General features: G+C 62.3%; 18 protein-coding genes. 15 read left to right on the top strand and 3 right to left on the bottom strand.

The features are described 5' to 3' along the window. Positions 1–195 precede the first annotated feature (195 nt). From dapA to AFIDRAFT_RS17085, 4 genes are read left to right on the top strand one after another with little or no spacing between them, the layout of a single operon-like run. Complete coding sequence (gene dapA / locus AFIDRAFT_RS17100) at positions 196–1,086, top strand: 4-hydroxy-tetrahydrodipicolinate synthase (protein WP_009340901.1); 891 nt, start codon at positions 196–198, stop codon at positions 1,084–1,086. Positions 1,087–1,126: 40 nt separating this feature from the next. Then, the gene (gene mscL, locus AFIDRAFT_RS17095) at positions 1,127–1,540 is read left to right on the top strand and encodes a large conductance mechanosensitive channel protein MscL (protein WP_009340900.1); all 414 of its coding nucleotides are present in this window, start codon (positions 1,127–1,129) and stop codon (positions 1,538–1,540) included. A gap of 24 nt (positions 1,541–1,564) precedes the next feature. Then, the gene (smpB, locus tag AFIDRAFT_RS17090) at positions 1,565–2,038 is read left to right on the top strand and encodes an SsrA-binding protein SmpB (RefSeq protein ID WP_009340899.1); all 474 of its coding nucleotides are present in this window, start codon (positions 1,565–1,567) and stop codon (positions 2,036–2,038) included. A gap of 5 nt (positions 2,039–2,043) precedes the next feature. After that, a complete protein-coding gene (locus AFIDRAFT_RS17085; RefSeq protein ID WP_009340898.1) occupies positions 2,044–2,619 on the top strand; it encodes a peroxiredoxin in 576 nt (191 codons plus the stop codon). On the opposite strand, the gene AFIDRAFT_RS17080 is transcribed toward AFIDRAFT_RS17085, so the two are convergent. Further along, positions 2,616–3,320, bottom strand: coding sequence for a uracil-DNA glycosylase (locus AFIDRAFT_RS17080; protein WP_009340897.1), 705 nt, complete (start codon positions 3,318–3,320; stop codon positions 2,616–2,618). The genes AFIDRAFT_RS17085 and AFIDRAFT_RS17080 overlap by 4 nt on opposite strands. Further along, complete coding sequence (locus AFIDRAFT_RS17075) at positions 3,298–3,936, bottom strand: LabA-like NYN domain-containing protein (protein WP_009340895.1); 639 nt, start codon at positions 3,934–3,936, stop codon at positions 3,298–3,300. The genes AFIDRAFT_RS17080 and AFIDRAFT_RS17075 overlap by 23 nt, the downstream gene beginning before the upstream one ends. Before the next feature lie 301 nt (positions 3,937–4,237). On the opposite strand from AFIDRAFT_RS17075, the gene rpoZ reads away from it, so the two are divergent. The 9 genes from rpoZ to recO all read left to right on the top strand — a co-directional run bounded on the left by rpoZ (position 4,238) and on the right by recO (position 12,218). Next, complete coding sequence (gene rpoZ, locus AFIDRAFT_RS17070) at positions 4,238–4,630, top strand: DNA-directed RNA polymerase subunit omega (protein ID WP_009340892.1); 393 nt, start codon at positions 4,238–4,240, stop codon at positions 4,628–4,630. Positions 4,631–4,815: 185 nt separating this feature from the next. Beyond that, on the top strand, positions 4,816–7,083 hold the full coding sequence (locus AFIDRAFT_RS17065) for a RelA/SpoT family protein (protein ID WP_009340890.1): 2,268 nt from the start codon (positions 4,816–4,818) through the stop codon (positions 7,081–7,083). Between the two features lie 18 nt (positions 7,084–7,101). After that, positions 7,102–7,860 carry a pyridoxine 5'-phosphate synthase gene (locus AFIDRAFT_RS17060; RefSeq protein WP_009340888.1) on the top strand — a complete coding sequence of 253 codons (759 nt, stop codon included), beginning with the start codon at positions 7,102–7,104 and terminating at the stop codon, positions 7,858–7,860. Next, positions 7,857–8,270, top strand: coding sequence for a holo-ACP synthase (acpS, locus tag AFIDRAFT_RS17055; RefSeq protein ID WP_009340887.1), 414 nt, complete (start codon positions 7,857–7,859; stop codon positions 8,268–8,270). Before AFIDRAFT_RS17060 ends, acpS begins: the two co-directional genes overlap by 4 nt. A 203-nt stretch (positions 8,271–8,473) precedes the next feature. Continuing rightward, on the top strand, positions 8,474–9,235 hold the full coding sequence (lepB, locus tag AFIDRAFT_RS17050; protein ID WP_009340886.1) for a signal peptidase I: 762 nt from the start codon (positions 8,474–8,476) through the stop codon (positions 9,233–9,235). Beyond that, positions 9,232–10,080 carry a ribonuclease III gene (gene rnc / locus AFIDRAFT_RS17045; RefSeq protein WP_009340884.1) on the top strand — a complete coding sequence of 283 codons (849 nt, stop codon included), beginning with the start codon at positions 9,232–9,234 and terminating at the stop codon, positions 10,078–10,080. The genes lepB and rnc overlap by 4 nt, the downstream gene beginning before the upstream one ends. Continuing rightward, positions 10,073–10,993, top strand: a complete 921-nt coding sequence (gene era / locus AFIDRAFT_RS17040) for a GTPase Era (RefSeq protein ID WP_009340883.1) — start codon at positions 10,073–10,075, stop codon at positions 10,991–10,993. The genes rnc and era overlap by 8 nt, the downstream gene beginning before the upstream one ends. Further along, positions 10,990–11,379, top strand: coding sequence for a hypothetical protein (locus tag AFIDRAFT_RS17035; RefSeq protein WP_009340882.1), 390 nt, complete (start codon positions 10,990–10,992; stop codon positions 11,377–11,379). The genes era and AFIDRAFT_RS17035 overlap by 4 nt, the downstream gene beginning before the upstream one ends. 89 nt (positions 11,380–11,468) lie before the next feature. Continuing rightward, on the top strand, positions 11,469–12,218 hold the full coding sequence (gene recO / locus AFIDRAFT_RS17030) for a DNA repair protein RecO (RefSeq protein ID WP_009340880.1): 750 nt from the start codon (positions 11,469–11,471) through the stop codon (positions 12,216–12,218). A gap of 68 nt (positions 12,219–12,286) precedes the next feature. On the opposite strand, the gene AFIDRAFT_RS17025 is transcribed toward recO, so the two are convergent. Then, positions 12,287–12,541 (bottom strand): hypothetical protein, encoded by a 255-nt coding sequence (locus tag AFIDRAFT_RS17025; protein WP_009340878.1) that lies wholly within the window; start codon positions 12,539–12,541, stop codon positions 12,287–12,289. A gap of 204 nt (positions 12,542–12,745) precedes the next feature. Here AFIDRAFT_RS17025 and parC point away from each other — a divergent pair, with 204 nt between their 5' ends. Then, the gene (parC, locus tag AFIDRAFT_RS17020; RefSeq protein WP_009340877.1) at positions 12,746–15,001 is read left to right on the top strand and encodes a DNA topoisomerase IV subunit A; all 2,256 of its coding nucleotides are present in this window, start codon (positions 12,746–12,748) and stop codon (positions 14,999–15,001) included. 257 nt (positions 15,002–15,258) lie between these two features. Beyond that, complete coding sequence (gene tsaA, locus AFIDRAFT_RS17015; RefSeq protein WP_040298719.1) at positions 15,259–15,753, top strand: tRNA (N6-threonylcarbamoyladenosine(37)-N6)-methyltransferase TrmO; 495 nt, start codon at positions 15,259–15,261, stop codon at positions 15,751–15,753. The last annotated feature ends 24 nt before the right edge of the window (positions 15,754–15,777 follow it).

Raw genomic sequence — 15,777 nt, 5'->3', positions numbered from 1 at the left:
AACCACCACACTAGATACCGCGAAAGGGCGGCAAATTCGGGGCTGGCAGGGCCACAATCGCCGATAAAGAAAGCCGGAATCGTCGCCGCGCTCTTTCATCGCAGCGCGGGAGCCGGTATTTAATCAGGCTTGCCCGCGATATTCGCAGTGTTTCGGGCTCGGTGAGCTCGCATAGGAATTGTTTGGAGAAAGATGATGGCGGCCAATGGCAAGTTTCGGGGTTCCTTTACAGCCTTGGTCACCCCTTTCAAAAACGGCAGCCTGGACGAGGGCGCATTTCGCAACCTCGTGAGCTGGCAGATCGCCGAAGGCTCGAACGGTATGGTTCCCGTCGGTACCACGGGCGAAAGCCCGACCCTTACGCATGACGAACACAACAAGGTCGTCGAATGGTGCGTGAAGGAGGCGAGCGGCCGCGTGCCGGTGATCGCCGGTGCGGGCTCGAACTCGACCACGGAAGCGGTCGCTCTCGCAAAGCACGCCGAGAAGGCCGGCGCCGACGCCGTGCTGGTAGTGACGCCGTATTACAACAAGCCCACGCAGGATGGGATGTATCACCACTTCAAGGCGGTGAACGATGCGGTCGGGATTCCGATCATCATCTACAATATCCCGCCGCGCTCGGTCGTGGATATGTCGGTCGAGACGATGACGCGGCTGTTCGAGTTGAAGAACATCGCGGGCGTGAAGGATGCCACCGCCAATCTCGCGCGCGTCTCGCAGCAGCGGCACGCCATGGGGCCAGACTTTATCCAGATGTCGGGCGAGGACATGACCGCACTCGCTTACATGGCGGCGGGCGGGCATGGTTGCATTTCGGTCACCGCCAACATCGCGCCGAAGCCGTGCGCCGATCTCATGGCGGCCGTTTTCAAGGGGGACTACGCGGGTGCCCTGAAAATTCAGGACAGGCTGGTGCCGTTGCACGATGCCATCTTCAAGGAGCCGGGCGTTGCCGGAGCGAAGCACGGCCTCAAGCTGCTGGGCCGGCTGGAGGAGGAGGTTCGTCCGCCGCTGATGCCGGTGACGCCACTCGTTGGCAGAGCCATTCGCGATGCGATGGTTCACGCCGGGGTGCTGAATTAAGCAATGTTGGCCACCTTGTTTGGATAAGGAGAGGTTTTCGATGCTCAAGGAATTCCGCGACTTCGCCATGAAGGGCAATGTCGTCGACCTGGCGGTCGGCGTCATCATCGGTGCTGCGTTTGGCGCTATCGTCTCCTCTCTGGTCGGCGATATCATCATGCCGGTGATCGGTGCGATCACGGGCGGCCTCGACTTCTCGAACTACTTCACCGGCATGTCGAAAGCCGTGACCGCGACCAATCTGGTGGACGCCAAGAAGCAGGGCGCGGTGCTGGCCTGGGGCAGCTTCCTGACCGTGACGCTGAACTTCTTGATCGTCGCTTTCGTGCTGTTCGTGGTGATTCGCTTCATCAACAAGTTCAAGCGCGAGGAGGCGAAGCCTGCGGAGCCGCCGGCGCCGACCAAGGATCAGGAACTGCTCACCGAAATCCGCGACCTCTTGAAGGCGAAGTGACGCCTGTGACCAGAAATCGCTGCGATGGCTGAGAAAAAGGAGCGCCCGATCAAGGTCGTTGCGGAAAACCGCAAGGCGCGATTCAACTATTCCATCGAGGACACTATCGAGGCCGGTGTGATGCTCACCGGCACCGAGGTGAAGTCCGCGCGCAACGGCAAGAGCACCATCGCGGAGTCCTATGCTGACTCGAAGGGCGGCGAGATTTGGCTCGTCAACGCCAACATCCCCGAATATTTGCAGGCCAACCGCTTCAATCACGAGCCGCGCCGGCCGCGCAAATTATTGCTGCACAAGCGCCAGATCAACAAACTGATCGGCGCGATCGAGCGCGAGGGGATGACGCTCATTCCGCTGAAGATGTACTTCAACGAGCAGGGCAGGCTGAAGCTCGAGCTGGCGCTCGCCAAGGGCAAGAAGTTGCACGACAAGCGTGAAACGGAAAAGAAGCGGGACTGGTCACGCGAAAAGAGCCGGTTGCTGCGGGCGAGAGGATAGTCAAAATGAATCAGCCGAGTTTGGAAGCTCCCGATTGGTCGAAGATTCCAGCCCCCGAGGATGACGGCGCGGCAGCGCACCTCACCGGCCAGCGTTTTCCCGATGTGGCGCTGACGGATACGAACGACGAGAGCGTTGTACTGTCACGAGAGCCCGGCCGGATCGTCGTCTTTGCCTATCCGCGCACCGGTGAGCCCGGCAAGATCGGCCTGACCGAGGATTGGGACATGATCCCCGGGGCGCGCGGCTGCACGCCACAGACCTGTTCATTCCGCGATCTCGCCGGCGAGCTGAAAGCCGCCGGTGCCGCCCGTGTGTTCGGCCTGTCCACCCAGAGCACGGATTATCAGCGCGAAATGGTGACGCGGCTGCACATTCCGTTTCCGGTACTGTCGGATGCCAAACTCGAACTGACCAAGGCTTTGAAGCTGCCGACGATGGAGGTCGCGGGGCAGACGCTGTTGAAGCGCCTCGCGCTGGTCGCGGATGCGGGTGTCATCACCCACGTTTTCTATCCAGTGTTTCCTCCGGACCGTAGCGCCGCCGATGTCTTGGCGTGGCTGAAGGCCAACCCGGTCTAATCTTTCAGATAATCCCGCACGCTAGCGAACACCGCGTGAAACATCTTCGGCGTCAGCACGCCGGTGTTGGTGTTGTAGCGCGAGCAGTGATAGCTGCTGAAGATGCGAATCCTGTCGTGCTGGAATTCGCCGCCGTGCTTGAAAGGCGCGGCGCGCAAGGGCAGGCCCAGCGCCTTTAATGTCGAATCGTGCGAGATGCGCCCGAGCGAGACGATGGCGCGCAGGCGCGGCATCTCGGCAATCGTGCCAACAAGAAATTGGCGGCAGGTGTTGATCTCGGCGGGCGTCGGCTTGTTCTGCGGTGGCACGCAATGCACCGCGTTGCCGATCCGGCAGTTCACCAGTTTCAGGCCGTCATTCGGGCGTGCCTCGTAATGCCCGGAGGCGAAGCCGTAATCGAGCAGGGTCTGGTACAGGAGATCGCCGGCATAGTCGCCGGTGAAGGGCCGCCCGGTGCGGTTGGCGCCCTGCAAACCGGGCGCAAGGCCGACGATTAGCAGCGCCGCATCGACCCCGCCGAACTGCGGCACGGGCGCGTTGAACCAGTCGGGGTGCGCAGCGCGGTTGTCCTCGCGGAAGGACGCCAGACGAAGGCAGAGGGGACAGTCGCGGTCGGGGTGGGATGTCTCGGAAGAAGAGGGGCCCGAGGCCGCTTTGGGCCTCGAGCCTGATTTGGATTTAGTCGTCGTACTCTTCTTCATTGGCCCGCGGTGCAATCGTACTCGTGCTCCGCTGCAGGAATTGCGGCGTATGCTGGCGCTCCCGGGGCTCGCGCGGTGTGGTGCGCTCGCCCGGATCGCGGCCGAGCTTGGATTGGAGCTGGACCAGATCAGTAAAGACATCCGCCTGGCGGCGCAACTCGTCCGCGATCATCGGCGGCTGGCTGGAGATGGTGGAGACCACGGTGACGCGCACGCCACGCCGCTGCACTGCTTCGACCAGCGAGCGGAAATCGCCGTCGCCGGAGAACAGCACCATATGGTCGATGTGCTCGGCCAGCTCCATGGCATCGACGGCGAGCTCGATGTCCATATTGCCCTTCACCTTGCGGCGGCCGCTGGCGTCGATGAATTCCTTCGTCGCCTTGGTGACGACGGTGTAGCCGTTGTAGTCCAGCCAGTCGATCAACGGACGAATCGAGGAGTATTCCTGATCCTCGATAATGGCGGTGTAGTAGAAGGCGCGAACCAGCGTGCCCCGGTTCTGAAATTCAAGCAGAAGGCGTTTGTAGTCGATATCAAAGCCGAGAGTTTTGGCGGTGGCGTAGAGATTGGCTCCATCTATGAAAAGCGCAATTTTATGAGAAGGCGATGTCATCAAAAGATTTCTCGTCCGTTTGTTATGAGGTTATTGGCGCGTTGATCTCGCGCAGGTGCTTCATAACGATATAGTGGTGAGGCAATGAAGCAAAACCTTGGCCACCAGCGTAAAACCGGCCGATAACTACCCTGGGTAGATAAAGCATTCCGATAAGCTGAACAGAACGTCAATGCGGTGTGGTTCCCCCCGCAAAAAGCCTGCAAATCCGGGCAAAATTGGCGGTTGCGATCCTCGCGTATTCCTTGTATTTACTTCGGCACCGCAACAAACTTTTCAACCTGTTTTACGGAGCGGCTTTATGGCGCGCGTTACCGTCGAGGATTGCATCGACAAGGTCGATAACCGGTTTGATCTCGTGCTGCTTGCCGCGCATCGCGCGCGCATGATCTCGTCGGGTTCGCCGATCACGGTCGATCGCGACAACGACAAGAATCCGGTGGTGTCGCTGCGTGAAATCGCGGACCAGACCATTGCCCCGGAAGACCTCAGGGAAGAACTCGTGCACTCGCTGCAGAAGTTCGTCGAGGTGGACGAACCGGAGCCGGACACGATCCCGCTGATCGGCTCGGCCGGCGCGAGCGTCGATGCCGACGACACCGAGGTCGCCGTCGAGCGCATGACCGAAGAAGAGTTGCTCAAGGGTCTGGAAGGCCTCGCGCCGCCGGAAGAGCAGCCTGAGGAAGACGAATAAGCCGGACGAGCGCCGGACACGATAGGTAGATCACAGGGCCCGGGGAAACTCGGGCCTTTTGTTTTTCGGCCTTTTGCTTTTGATCCTGTTCAACATTTCACGATAACCTTTCTTGCGATTGGAACCGGGGACGGCGATATTCTCATCCAGGGGATAAGCCCCGAATCCGGAAGGACGGTTTCGAAATGCCGGCTGGACGCCGCAGCGCAGGTCAGATGCAGGCAAGCGTCACCACGGCGGAGGCCGCGGCTGCGCTCAAGCGTCCGGCGCGCGCGCGGCCGAAGATGATGCGGCAGTACGATCTGGTGGATCGGGTCCGGTCCTACAATCCGCACACCGACGAGGATCTGCTCAACCGCGCCTATGTCTATGCCATGAAGGCCCATGGCGAGCAGAAGCGCGCTTCGGGCGATCCGTATTTCTCTCATCCGCTTGAGGTCGCCGCGATCCTGACCGACCTCAAGCTCGACGACGCCACCATTGTCGCCGCGCTGCTGCACGACACCATCGAAGACACCGAGTCCACGCGCGCCGAAATCGACCAGTTGTTCGGCACCGAAATCGGCGCGCTGGTCGAAGGCCTCACCAAACTGAAGCGGCTCGAACTCGTCTCGCGCGAGGCCAAGCAGGCGGAAAACCTGCGCAAGCTCTTGCTCGCGATCTCGAACGACGTGCGCGTACTGCTGGTCAAGCTCGCCGATCGCCTGCACAACATGCGCACGATGGAATTCATGCCGCCGGCCTCGCGCCAGCGCATCGCCGAGGAGACGCTCGACATCTATGCGCCGCTTGCTGGCCGCATGGGTATGCAGGAAATGCGTGAGGAGCTGGAGGATCTGTCTTTCAAGGTACTCGATCCGGAGGCGCGCGCGGTGGTCACGCAGCGGCTCGATGCTCTGACCGAACTCAACCGCAACCTGATCGGCGAGATCGAGACGCAATTGTCCGCGAGTCTGGAATCGCACGGCCTCAAGGCGGTGGTGAAGGGGCGGCGCAAGCAGCCGTTCTCGATCTGGGTGAAGATGGAGCGCAAGTCGGTCAATTTCGAGCAATTGTCCGACATCTTCGGTTTTCGCGTGATTCTGGAGACGCCGGAGGAGTGCTACCGGGCGCTCGGCGTGGTGCACACCACATGGCCGGTCGTGCCGGGACGCTTCAAGGATTACATCTCGACGCCGAAGCAGAACGACTATCGCTCGATCCACACCACGGTGATCGGCCCCGGCAATCAGCGCGTCGAGTTGCAGATCCGCACCGAGGAGATGGATCGCATTAACGAGTATGGCATCGCTGCGCACTCCTTCTACAAGGAGGGCGTCGATTCTCCGACCGAGATGCTGAAGCGGGAATCCAATGCCTTCGCCTGGCTGCGCCACACCATCGAGATGCTGGCGGAAAGCGCCAATCCGGAGGAATTCCTCGAACACACCAAGATGGAGCTGTTCCACGATCAGGTGTTCTGCTTCACGCCGAAGGGAAAGCTGATCGCGCTGCCACGCCACGCCAATGTGATCGACTTTGCCTATGCGGTGCATACCGACGTCGGCAACAGTGCGGTGGGCTGCAAGATCAATGGCCAGTTCTCGCCGCTGTCCTCGGAGTTGCACAATGGCGACGAGGTCGTGGTGTTGACCTCGCGCGCGCAACTGGCGCCGCCCTCGGCATGGGAGGCGCTGGCCGTCACCGGCAAGGCGAAGGCTGCGATCCGCCGCGCCACCCGCGCAGCGGTGCGCGATCAGTATGCGGGATTGGGGCGACGCATCGTCGAGCGCCTGTTCATGCGCGCAAAGATCGTCTACGCCGACGACAAGCTCAAGGGCGCGCTGCCGCGGCTCGCACGCACCTCGATTGATGACGTGATGGCGGCGGTTGGGCGAGGCGAAATGAAGGCCGCCGATGTCGCCCGCGCGATGTATCCCGATTACAAGGAAGAGGCGCGTCTCAGCGGCATCAAGGGCGCAGCGGCGAAGGGCAAGACGCCGGATTCTGCCACGAGCAGCACGGCGATTCCGATCCACGGCATCAATTCCGATCTGCCGATCAAGTTCGCGCCGAATGGCGGTGCCGTGCCGGGGGATCGCATCGTCGGCATCGTCACGCCGGGCGAGGGCATCACCATTTATCCGATCCAGGCGCCTGCCTTGAAGGATTTCGAGGAAGAACCGGAGCGCTGGGTCGATGTGCGTTGGGACATCGACGAAGCCGCGCCGCGGCGCTTTCCGGCACGGCTGCATGTGCAGAACGTCAACGAGCCGGGTAGCCTCGCACAGGTCGCGGGCGTGATTGCCGAGCATGACGGCAATATCGACAACATCGGCATGAGCCGCCGCTCGCCCGATTTCACCGATCTCATCATCGATCTCGAGGTCTACGACCTCAAGCACCTGAACGGGATCATCAACCAGTTGCGCGCGAAAGCCGTGGTCGCGAGCGTCGAACGGGTCAACGGCTAGCCTCCTGGAAATCCATCAATGCCTTCCTTGCCCATCCGCCTTGGGGTCAACGTCGATCACGTCGCCACGCTGCGCAATGCGCGCGGCGGATTGCTGCCCGATCCTGTCCGTGCCGCCTTGCTGGCGATCGAAGCGGGAGCGGACGGCATCACCGCGCATCTGCGCGAGGACCGCCGTCACATCCGCGACACCGACATGGCGCGGCTGAAGCGCGAGATTTCAAAGCCTCTGAATTTCGAGATGGCGGTGACCGACGAGATGGTCGGCATCGCGCTTGCGACCAAACCGCACGCGGTGTGCCTCGTGCCGGAGCGGCGGATGGAGCTGACCACCGAAGGCGGGCTCGATGTCGTGGGGCAGCAGGCGACGCTTGCGCCGGCCATCGCAAAGTTCAACGAGGCGGGCATCCGCGCCTCGCTGTTCATTTCGCCGGACCCCGCGCAGATCGAAATGGCCGCGCAGCTGAAGGCGCCGGTGATCGAAATTCACACCGGAACCTGGTGCGACGCGCTGGCGGAGCGAAACAGCAGGTCGGACGCCGAGTGGCTGCGCGTTGTCGAGGGCGCCAAGCTTGCGCATTCGCTCGGCCTCGAAGTCCATGCGGGCCACGGCCTCGATTATGCGACCGCCGAGACGATCGCGGCGCTGCCGCAGATCATGGAGCTGAACATCGGTCATTTCCTTATGGGCGAGGCGCTGTTCGTCGGGCTGGCGCAGGCCATCGGTACCATGCGCGCGGCGATGGCGCGTGGCCGGGCGAAAGCGGGGCAGGCATGATTCTCGGAATCGGCTCCGACACCATCGATATCCGCCGGGTCGAACAGGTGATGGAGCGCCATGGCGCGCGGTTCATCGACCGCATTTTCACCGAGGCCGAGCAGGCCAAGGCGGCGCGCCGGGCGAAGGCCCCGCGTGCGTTTGTCGCGACCTATGCCAAGCGCTTCGCGGCCAAGGAGGCCTGTGCCAAGGCTCTGGGCACCGGTATCCGGGAAGGGGTGTGGTGGCGGGACATGGGGGTGGTCAATCTCCCCGGCGGGCGGCCCACCATGCAACTGACGGGTGGGGCGCTGACGCAGCTTCAGTCGCTCCTCCCCCCGGGTCATGAGGCCCGGATTGACCTGACGATTACCGATGACTGGCCCCTGGCGCAGGCCTTTGTCATCATTTCCGCGGTCCCCAAGCCTTGACCAAGTTCTGAGCCAAGGTTTGAGCCGGAAAAGCCGGGCTGGCGCGCCGGCCGACCATCCCGCTGCCTTAATTTCCAAAGAAATATCAATCGTTTGGTGGATTGTCGCGCCGCCGTTGATTGCGCCAGATGCGGCAAGCGTTTAAAACTCGCGCAGGTGCTTCGGTCCATGCCGCGCCCGCCGTTTCAAGGAATTCAGACGACATGAGCACGACATCCGGCACCAAATCCGAAGGCGGGATTGGCGAAGCAATCCGCGTCGTCGTTCATGCGCTGATCATCGCGGCGATCATCCGCACGTTCCTGTTCCAGCCGTTCAACATTCCATCGGGCTCGATGGAGTCGACGCTGCTGGTCGGCGACTATCTGTTCGTCTCGAAATACTCCTACGGCTACAGCCACTATTCGCTGCCGTTTTCGCCGCCGCTGTTTTCTGGCCGCGTCTTTGGTTCCGCGCCCGCGCGCGGCGATGTCGTCGTGTTCCGCTTTCCGCGCGAGGACAACATCGATTACATCAAGCGCGTGATCGGCCTGCCGGGCGATCATATCCAGATGAAAGAGGGGCTGCTCTACATCAACGACGTGCCGGTGAAGCGTGAGCGCGTCGCCGATTTTGTCGGCGAGGATCCGTGCGGCTCGGGAGACGCGACCGCACGCGTCAAGCAGTGGCAGGAAACGCTGCCGAATGGCGTCACCTACAAGACTCTCGATTGCGTCGATAACGGCTATTATGACAACACCGCCGTCTATGTCGTGCCGGAAGGCCATTACTTCATGATGGGCGACAACCGCGACAATTCGAGCGACAGCCGCGTGGCGTCGGGCGTGGGCTATGTGCCGGAAGAAAACCTGATCGGCCGTGCCCAGATTATTTTCTTCTCCGTCGATAGGGGCGAGCAGGCGTGGCAGTTCTGGCGCTGGCCGGTCAGCGTGCGCTGGAGCCGCCTGTTCTCGGTTATCAGATGATCGGCGACGTCTTGAGTGCAGCGCCGGTGCAGGAGGGCGATTCTCCCGACGCGAAGCCTGCGGCGGCGAAAGCGTCCGAACGCAAGGCAGCGGCAGACACGCCTGCGGCAGAAGGCAAGCCAAAGAAGCCGCGCCGGCCGAGTGCGAAGGAACTGGTGCGCGAGATTGAACAGCGCATCGGTCATACTTTCAAGAATCCGGCGCTACTGAAAACAGCGCTCACACATGTGTCGGCGCTGAAGTCCTCGCAGAGCCGCACCGACAGCTATCAGCGGCTGGAATTCCTCGGCGACCATGTGCTCGGCCTGATCGTCTCGGACATGCTGTATGGCGCCTTCCCGAAGGCGGACGAGGGCGAGATGTCCAAGCGCCTCGCCGATCTGGTGCGCAAGGAAGCCTGCGTCGATGTCGCCAAGTCGCTCGGGCTGCATGAGAACATCAAACTCGGTACGGTCGGCGCGGGCGTCGGCGCGCGGCTTCGCAACAGCATCGTCGGCGATATCTGCGAAGCGGTGATCGGCGCGATCTTCCTTGATGGCGGCTATGGCGCTGCCGAACAGTTCGTTCTTCGCAACTGGACCGAGCGCATGCGCCGTCCAGTGCGGCCGCTGCGCGATCCGAAAACCGTGCTGCAGGAATGGGCGCAGGGCAAGGGATTGCCGACGCCGGTCTATCGCGAGGTGGAGCGCACCGGGCCGCATCACGATCCGCGTTTCCGTGTCGCGGTCGATCTGCCGGGGCTCGCCTCGGCGGAGGGCATCGGCTCAAGCAAGCGCGCGGCGGAGAAGGCGGCGGCATCGGCTTTGTTGAGCCGTGAAGGCGTGTCTGGCGGCAAGGATGCCTGAAGTGTCGGAACAGAATTCGCCGACCCGATGCGGCTTCGTTGCATTGATCGGTGCGCCCAACGTCGGCAAGTCAACGCTCGTCAACGCGCTGGTCGGCTCGAAGGTCACCATCGTCTCGCGCAAGGTGCAGACCACGCGCGCGCTGATCCGCGGTATCGTCATCGAAGACAACGCGCAGATCGTGCTGGTCGACACGCCCGGGATCTTCACGCCGAAGCGGCGTCTCGACCGAGCCATGGTCTCGACCGCGTGGAGCGGGGCGCACGATGCCGACATGGTCTGCGTGCTGCTCGATGCGCGCGCCGGGCTTGACGAGGAGGCCGACGCGATCTTCGCTAAGCTCGAAGCCGTCAAGCATCCGAAGTTTCTCGTCATCAACAAGATCGATCTTGTCGCGCGCGAGAAGCTGCTCGCGCTGGCGCAGAAAGCCAACGAGCGGATCGCGTTCAAGCAGACGTTCATGATCGCGGCGATTTCCGGCGACGGTGTTGACGACCTGCGCCGCGCGCTGGCGGAGGCGATGCCGGAGGGGCCTTATCATTACCCCGAAGACCAGATGTCGGATGCGCCGCTGCGTCATCTCGCCGCGGAAATCACCCGCGAAAAAATCTACCGGAATCTGCACCAGGAACTACCGTACCAATCGACGGTGGAAACCGACAGTTGGAAAGAACTGAAGGACAGATCCGTTCGTATCGAGCAGACCATCTTCGTCGAGCGCGACAGCCAACGAAAAATCGTGCTCGGTAAGAGCGGTGCCACCATCAAGGCGATCGGTGCGGATGCCCGCAAGGAGATCGCCGACATTCTCGGACAGAAAGTGCACCTGTTCCTGTTCGTGAAGGTACGCGACAATTGGGGCGACGATCCCGAGCGTTACCGGGAGATGGGACTGGAGTTTCCGAAGGAATGAAAGGCTTTGAGCCTGTCGTACCGGAGAATGTGCGGCGTTTTGAAATTTGTCTTTATGCCTCGCTGCTGCTGGATACGCTTTCGTTTCCCTTGCGTCCGATCCCCGAAGACGTGCCACAGATTAACGTGGCGGCCTCCGCGATCTTCAGCGCGGGCCTGATTCTGTTGTTTTGCCATCTGGTGTGGGTCGCAGCCCATCAGCGGCGCAACTGGGCGCGCCTGGTGCTGATGGTCTCGCTCGGCCTGTCGATCCTCACGCTCACGAGCGTCCTGCGCCATGACGGCTGGTCGCTTGCGAGCATGATCGATATCTGCTCGGCGGTGCTGACGGCTCTCGGGATCTACCAGTCCTTTACCGGCGACGCGGAAGGCTGGTTTCAGTCCTGACAACGCGCCGGTGTTTTGCGGATAATATTCTGGTCTGAGAGGCGATCCCGGCAACGCGGTTTTGTGCCGGATCGTGTAAGATTCGATTCATGGAGTGGACCGACGAAGGCATCATCCTCGGCACGCGGCGACATGGCGAATCGAGTGCCATTGTCGAGTTGCTGACGCGCAGCCATGGCCGCCATCTCGGGCTGGTGCGTGGCGGCGCGGGGACGCGGATGCGGCCGCTGCTGCAGCCGGGCAATTCGGTCAGCGCGGTCTGGCGCGCCCGGCTCGACGAACATCTCGGCTATTACGCGATCGAGGGGACGCAATTGCGCGCGGCCACCATGCTGGCGTGCCCTCACGCCGCCTATGGCATCACGCATCTCGCGGCGCTGGCGCGGCTGTTGCCGGAGCGTGCCCCGCATGACGGCATTTACGAATTGCTCGAGGCGATTCTCGATGACTTCGATGAGCCTGTCGTCGCGGCCACGCATGTCGTCCGTTTCGAGATGGCGATGCTGGACGAGCTCGGCTTCGGCCTCGATCTGTCCAGTTGCGCCGCGACGGGTGCGCAAGCCGACCTGATCTATGTGTCGCCCAAGTCGGGCTGCGCGGTGTCCCGTGCCGCCGGGGAACCTTGGCGCGAACGGTTACTGCCGCTGCCGCCGTTCCTGCGCGCGGGTCATGAGGACAGCGGCGCCGAAACCGAGCGGGACATGATGGAGGGCTTTCGGCTGACCGGCCTGTTCCTGCTGCGCAACGTGCTGGAGCCGCGCGGGCAGGGCCACTCCGATGCGCGGGACGGGTTTATCGCGGCGGTGGCGCGGTCCTGGGTGCAGTTGGCCGCCGGATAAGGGTCAATCGGCCGCAATAAAAAACGGGCCGGAAATCCGGCCCGTTTTGCAAATCGGTCAGCCGCTGGTCACCAACGGCGGTAGTAGCGGCGCGGACCATAATAGGGACGCGGGCCATAATAGCGCGGGCCGGTGCGGTAGCAGCTACGTACCCACTGCCAGCCGTTCCAGACACGGCGGCAGACCAGAGCGACGTTTTCGGTTTGGGTCGATGGCGCGCCGGTGATGCCGGGCAGCGTCATGGCTTCAGCACGCGGGCTGGCCAAGGTGGCCGCACCCGCGAGGGTGACTGCGGCAAGGGCGGTCAGAACGACACGTTTCATTTTTCTCCTCCTGTGGGTCCTTTCAATGCGGCAACCCATCCGATCCGCTCTGGTTCCATGGAACTGGAACTCTTTGACAATATCAGGGCATCGGGCTTTGTCATGAGGTCTGCGGTCCGGAGCAGAGAAAATTGGCCGTCCGGCTGATTCGACGGTTTCATTCCATCCTTGTCCCGCCCAGCGGCAGGCGTTAACCCCTGCGGCATGGGCAAGACACTGATTCCCCCCGAACCGCAGGACATTCAGGAAGTCGCGCTGCGTGAGGCGCTCGAGGAGCGCTACCTCGCTTACGCGCTCTCCACCATCATGCACCGGGCGCTGCCGGACGCGCGTGACGGGCTGAAGCCGGTTCACCGGCGCATCCTCTACGGTATGCGGTTGCTGCGGCTTGATCCAAGTTCGCCGTTCAAGAAATCCGCCAAGATCGTCGGCGACGTGATGGGCGGATTCCACCCGCACGGCGACCAGGCGATCTACGACGCGCTGGTGCGCCTCGCCCAGGACTTTTCCTCGCGCTATCCGCTGGTCGACGGGCAGGGCAATTTCGGCAACGTCGACGGCGATAACCCGGCGGCGATGCGTTACACCGAATCGCGCCTGACCGACGTGGCGCGCCTGCTGCTGGAAGGGCTTGACGAGGACGCGGTCGAGTTTCGCCCGACCTATGACGGCAGCGATAAGGAACCGGTCGTCTTGCCGGGCGGTTTTCCGAATCTCCTCGCCAACGGCGCGCAGGGCATCGCGGTCGGCATGGCGACCTCGATCCCGCCGCACAATGCCGCCGAGTTGTGCGACGCTGCGTTGCATCTCATCGACAAGCCCGCGACCAAGACGCGCGGCCTGTTACGTTACGTCAAGGGCCCGGACTTTCCGACCGGTGGCATCGTGGTGGATTCGCAGGACTCGATCGCCGAGGCCTACGCCACCGGGCGCGGCGGTTTCCGTGTGCGCGCCAAATGGCATCAGGAAGATGGCGCGCGTGGCACCTGGAACATCGTCGTCACTGAAATTCCATGGCTGGTGCAGAAGTCTCGGCTGATCGAGCGCATCGCCGAGCTTCTCAACGAGAAGAAGCTGCACCTCGTCGGCGATATTCGCGATGAATCGGCCGAGGACATCCGCATCGTCATCGAGCCGAAGTCGAAGAACGTCGATCCCGAAGTCCTGATGGAGACGCTGTTCAAGCAGACCGATCTTGAGAGCCGGATTCCGCTGAACCTCAACGTGCTGGTGAAGGGCCGCATCCCCAAGGTGCTGGGCCTCGCCGAGTGCCTGCGCGAGTGGCTCGATCATCTGCGCGACGTGCTGGTGCGCCGCTCCAACCATCGCAAGAGCCAGATCGAGCACCGTCTCGAAGTGCTCGGCGGCTACCTGATCGCGTATCTCAACCTCGACAAGGTCATCAAGATCATCCGCACCGAGGACGAGCCGAAGCCCGTCCTCATCAAGACCTTCAAGCTCACCGACATCCAGGCCGATTCCATCCTCAACATGCGACTGCGCAATTTGCGCAAGCTGGAGGAAATGGAGATCCGCGGCGAGGACAAGAAGCTGCGCGCCGAGTTGAAAGACCTCAAGGCTGTGCTCGCTTCCCAGGACGAGCAGTGGAAGAAGGTCGGCGAGCAGGTCAAGAAGGTTCGCGAACTGTTCGGGCCGAAGACAGCGCTCGGCAAACGCCGCACCCAGTTCGCTGACGCGCCGGAGCATGACCTTGCCGCCATCGAGGAGGCTCTGATCGAGCGCGAGCCGATCACGGTCGTCGTCTCCGACAAGGGTTGGGTTCGCACACTCAAGGGGCACGTCGAAGATCTGTCGAACCTCACGTTCAAGACAGACGACCGCTTAGGCATTTCGTTCTTCGCTGAAACCACCTCGAAGCTGCTGCTACTCGGCACTCATGGCCGCTTTTACACGCTGGATGCGCAGAAGCTGCCCGGCGGTCGTGGCCATGGCGATCCGATCCGCAGCTTCATCGATCTCGAAGGCGATGCGAATATCGTGTCGCTGTTCGTCAACACCGGCGGGCGCAAATTCCTGATCGCGAGCCATGACGGGCAGGGCTTCGTCGTCAACGAGGATGATTGCGTCGGCAACACCCGCAAGGGCAAGCAGGTGCTCAACGTCACCGCGCCGAACGAGGCGGCCGCGATCTGCACCGTGGCGGGCGACACCGTTGCGGTGATCGGCGAGAACCGCAAGATGCTGATCTTCCCGCTCGATCAGGTGCCGGAAATGGCGCGCGGGCGCGGTGTACGCCTGCAACGCTACAAGGACGGCGGCCTGTCGGACATCACCACCTTCACCGCCAAGGAAGGGCTGACGTGGAAGGATTCTGCCGGCCGCGAATTCTCCGCGACATGGAAGGAATTGTCCGACTGGCGCGGCAACCGCGCCGACGCCGGCCGCCTGCCGCCGAAGGGCTTTCCGAAGTCGAACAAGTTCGGCAAGGGGATTGGCTAGCAGCTTTACCTCTCCCCGTTTACGGGGAGAGGTCGGATTGCCGTAAGCGCGTTTGCGACGCGCGGTGGCGATCCGCGTGAGGAGCATTGCGCTCACTCAATATCTCTATCTGCGTTTCCCTTTATGATTGCCTCTCTTCCCGCAAGCGGGGCGAAAGGGTCATGATCCGGTTTGACAAAGTGCTTACTCATGTCGAGATTCCGGGCCCATTCGCGGTGCTCACGCCCCGGAATGACGGGATGTCTCAGGAGAGCGCGATGGTCCGCCGCAATGAAATCCGTGAAGGTGAAGTCGCCGTCACGCCGCCAGCGCCGACCGATGCTGGGCTGACCTATATCGGCCGCATCCACACGCCCTGGAGCGATCGCATGATGACACCACGGCAGGGGCGGCATGACGGCCCCGAATGCCGCATTGAGATCTTCGAGCCCTGGGTGCCCGCGCTGAAGGGGCTGGAGAAATATTCCACCGTCGAAGTCCTGTACTGGCTGGATCAATCGCGGCGCGACCTCGTGCTGCAGAGTCCGGCTAGCAATGGCGAGGTCCACGGCACTTTCTCGCTGCGCTCGCCGGTGCGGCCGAATCCGATTGGCACGTCGGTCGCCAAGCTCATACGGGTTGAGGGGAACATGGTGACGGTGCAGGGGCTGGATTGCCTCGACGGAACCCCGCTGATCGACCTCAAGCCGGATCGCTGCCTTTTCACCCCGATTGCCCCGAAGCAGCCCGGCGACGGCGAAACCATCAGCTAACGCTTCTGCAAATCACTTGCATCT

Origin of the sequence: Afipia sp. 1NLS2 (assembly GCF_000178995.1) — a bacterium.
GTDB lineage: Bacteria > Pseudomonadota > Alphaproteobacteria > Rhizobiales > Xanthobacteraceae > Afipia.
This window is presented reverse-complemented; position numbering and strand designations above follow the sequence as displayed.

Excerpts from the sequence above, each read along its gene's own strand:
- dapA (WP_009340901.1), top strand. The coding sequence starts at position 196 with ATGGCGGCCAATGGCAAGTTTCGGGGTTCCTTTACAGCCTTGGTCACC.
- mscL (WP_009340900.1), top strand. The coding sequence starts at position 1,127 with ATGCTCAAGGAATTCCGCGACTTCGCCATGAAGGGCAATGTCGTCGAC.
- smpB (WP_009340899.1), top strand. The coding sequence starts at position 1,565 with ATGGCTGAGAAAAAGGAGCGCCCGATCAAGGTCGTTGCGGAAAACCGC.
- AFIDRAFT_RS17085 (WP_009340898.1), top strand. The coding sequence starts at position 2,044 with ATGAATCAGCCGAGTTTGGAAGCTCCCGATTGGTCGAAGATTCCAGCC.
- AFIDRAFT_RS17080 (WP_009340897.1), bottom strand. The coding sequence starts at position 3,320 with ATGAAGAAGAGTACGACGACTAAATCCAAATCAGGCTCGAGGCCCAAA.
- AFIDRAFT_RS17075 (WP_009340895.1), bottom strand. The coding sequence starts at position 3,936 with ATGACATCGCCTTCTCATAAAATTGCGCTTTTCATAGATGGAGCCAAT.
- rpoZ (WP_009340892.1), top strand. The coding sequence starts at position 4,238 with ATGGCGCGCGTTACCGTCGAGGATTGCATCGACAAGGTCGATAACCGG.
- AFIDRAFT_RS17065 (WP_009340890.1), top strand. The coding sequence starts at position 4,816 with ATGCCGGCTGGACGCCGCAGCGCAGGTCAGATGCAGGCAAGCGTCACC.
- AFIDRAFT_RS17060 (WP_009340888.1), top strand. The coding sequence starts at position 7,102 with ATGCCTTCCTTGCCCATCCGCCTTGGGGTCAACGTCGATCACGTCGCC.
- acpS (WP_009340887.1), top strand. The coding sequence starts at position 7,857 with ATGATTCTCGGAATCGGCTCCGACACCATCGATATCCGCCGGGTCGAA.
- lepB (WP_009340886.1), top strand. The coding sequence starts at position 8,474 with ATGAGCACGACATCCGGCACCAAATCCGAAGGCGGGATTGGCGAAGCA.
- rnc (WP_009340884.1), top strand. The coding sequence starts at position 9,232 with ATGATCGGCGACGTCTTGAGTGCAGCGCCGGTGCAGGAGGGCGATTCT.
- era (WP_009340883.1), top strand. The coding sequence starts at position 10,073 with ATGCCTGAAGTGTCGGAACAGAATTCGCCGACCCGATGCGGCTTCGTT.
- AFIDRAFT_RS17035 (WP_009340882.1), top strand. The coding sequence starts at position 10,990 with ATGAAAGGCTTTGAGCCTGTCGTACCGGAGAATGTGCGGCGTTTTGAA.
- recO (WP_009340880.1), top strand. The coding sequence starts at position 11,469 with ATGGAGTGGACCGACGAAGGCATCATCCTCGGCACGCGGCGACATGGC.
- AFIDRAFT_RS17025 (WP_009340878.1), bottom strand. The coding sequence starts at position 12,541 with ATGAAACGTGTCGTTCTGACCGCCCTTGCCGCAGTCACCCTCGCGGGT.
- parC (WP_009340877.1), top strand. The coding sequence starts at position 12,746 with ATGGGCAAGACACTGATTCCCCCCGAACCGCAGGACATTCAGGAAGTC.
- tsaA (WP_040298719.1), top strand. The coding sequence starts at position 15,259 with ATGGTCCGCCGCAATGAAATCCGTGAAGGTGAAGTCGCCGTCACGCCG.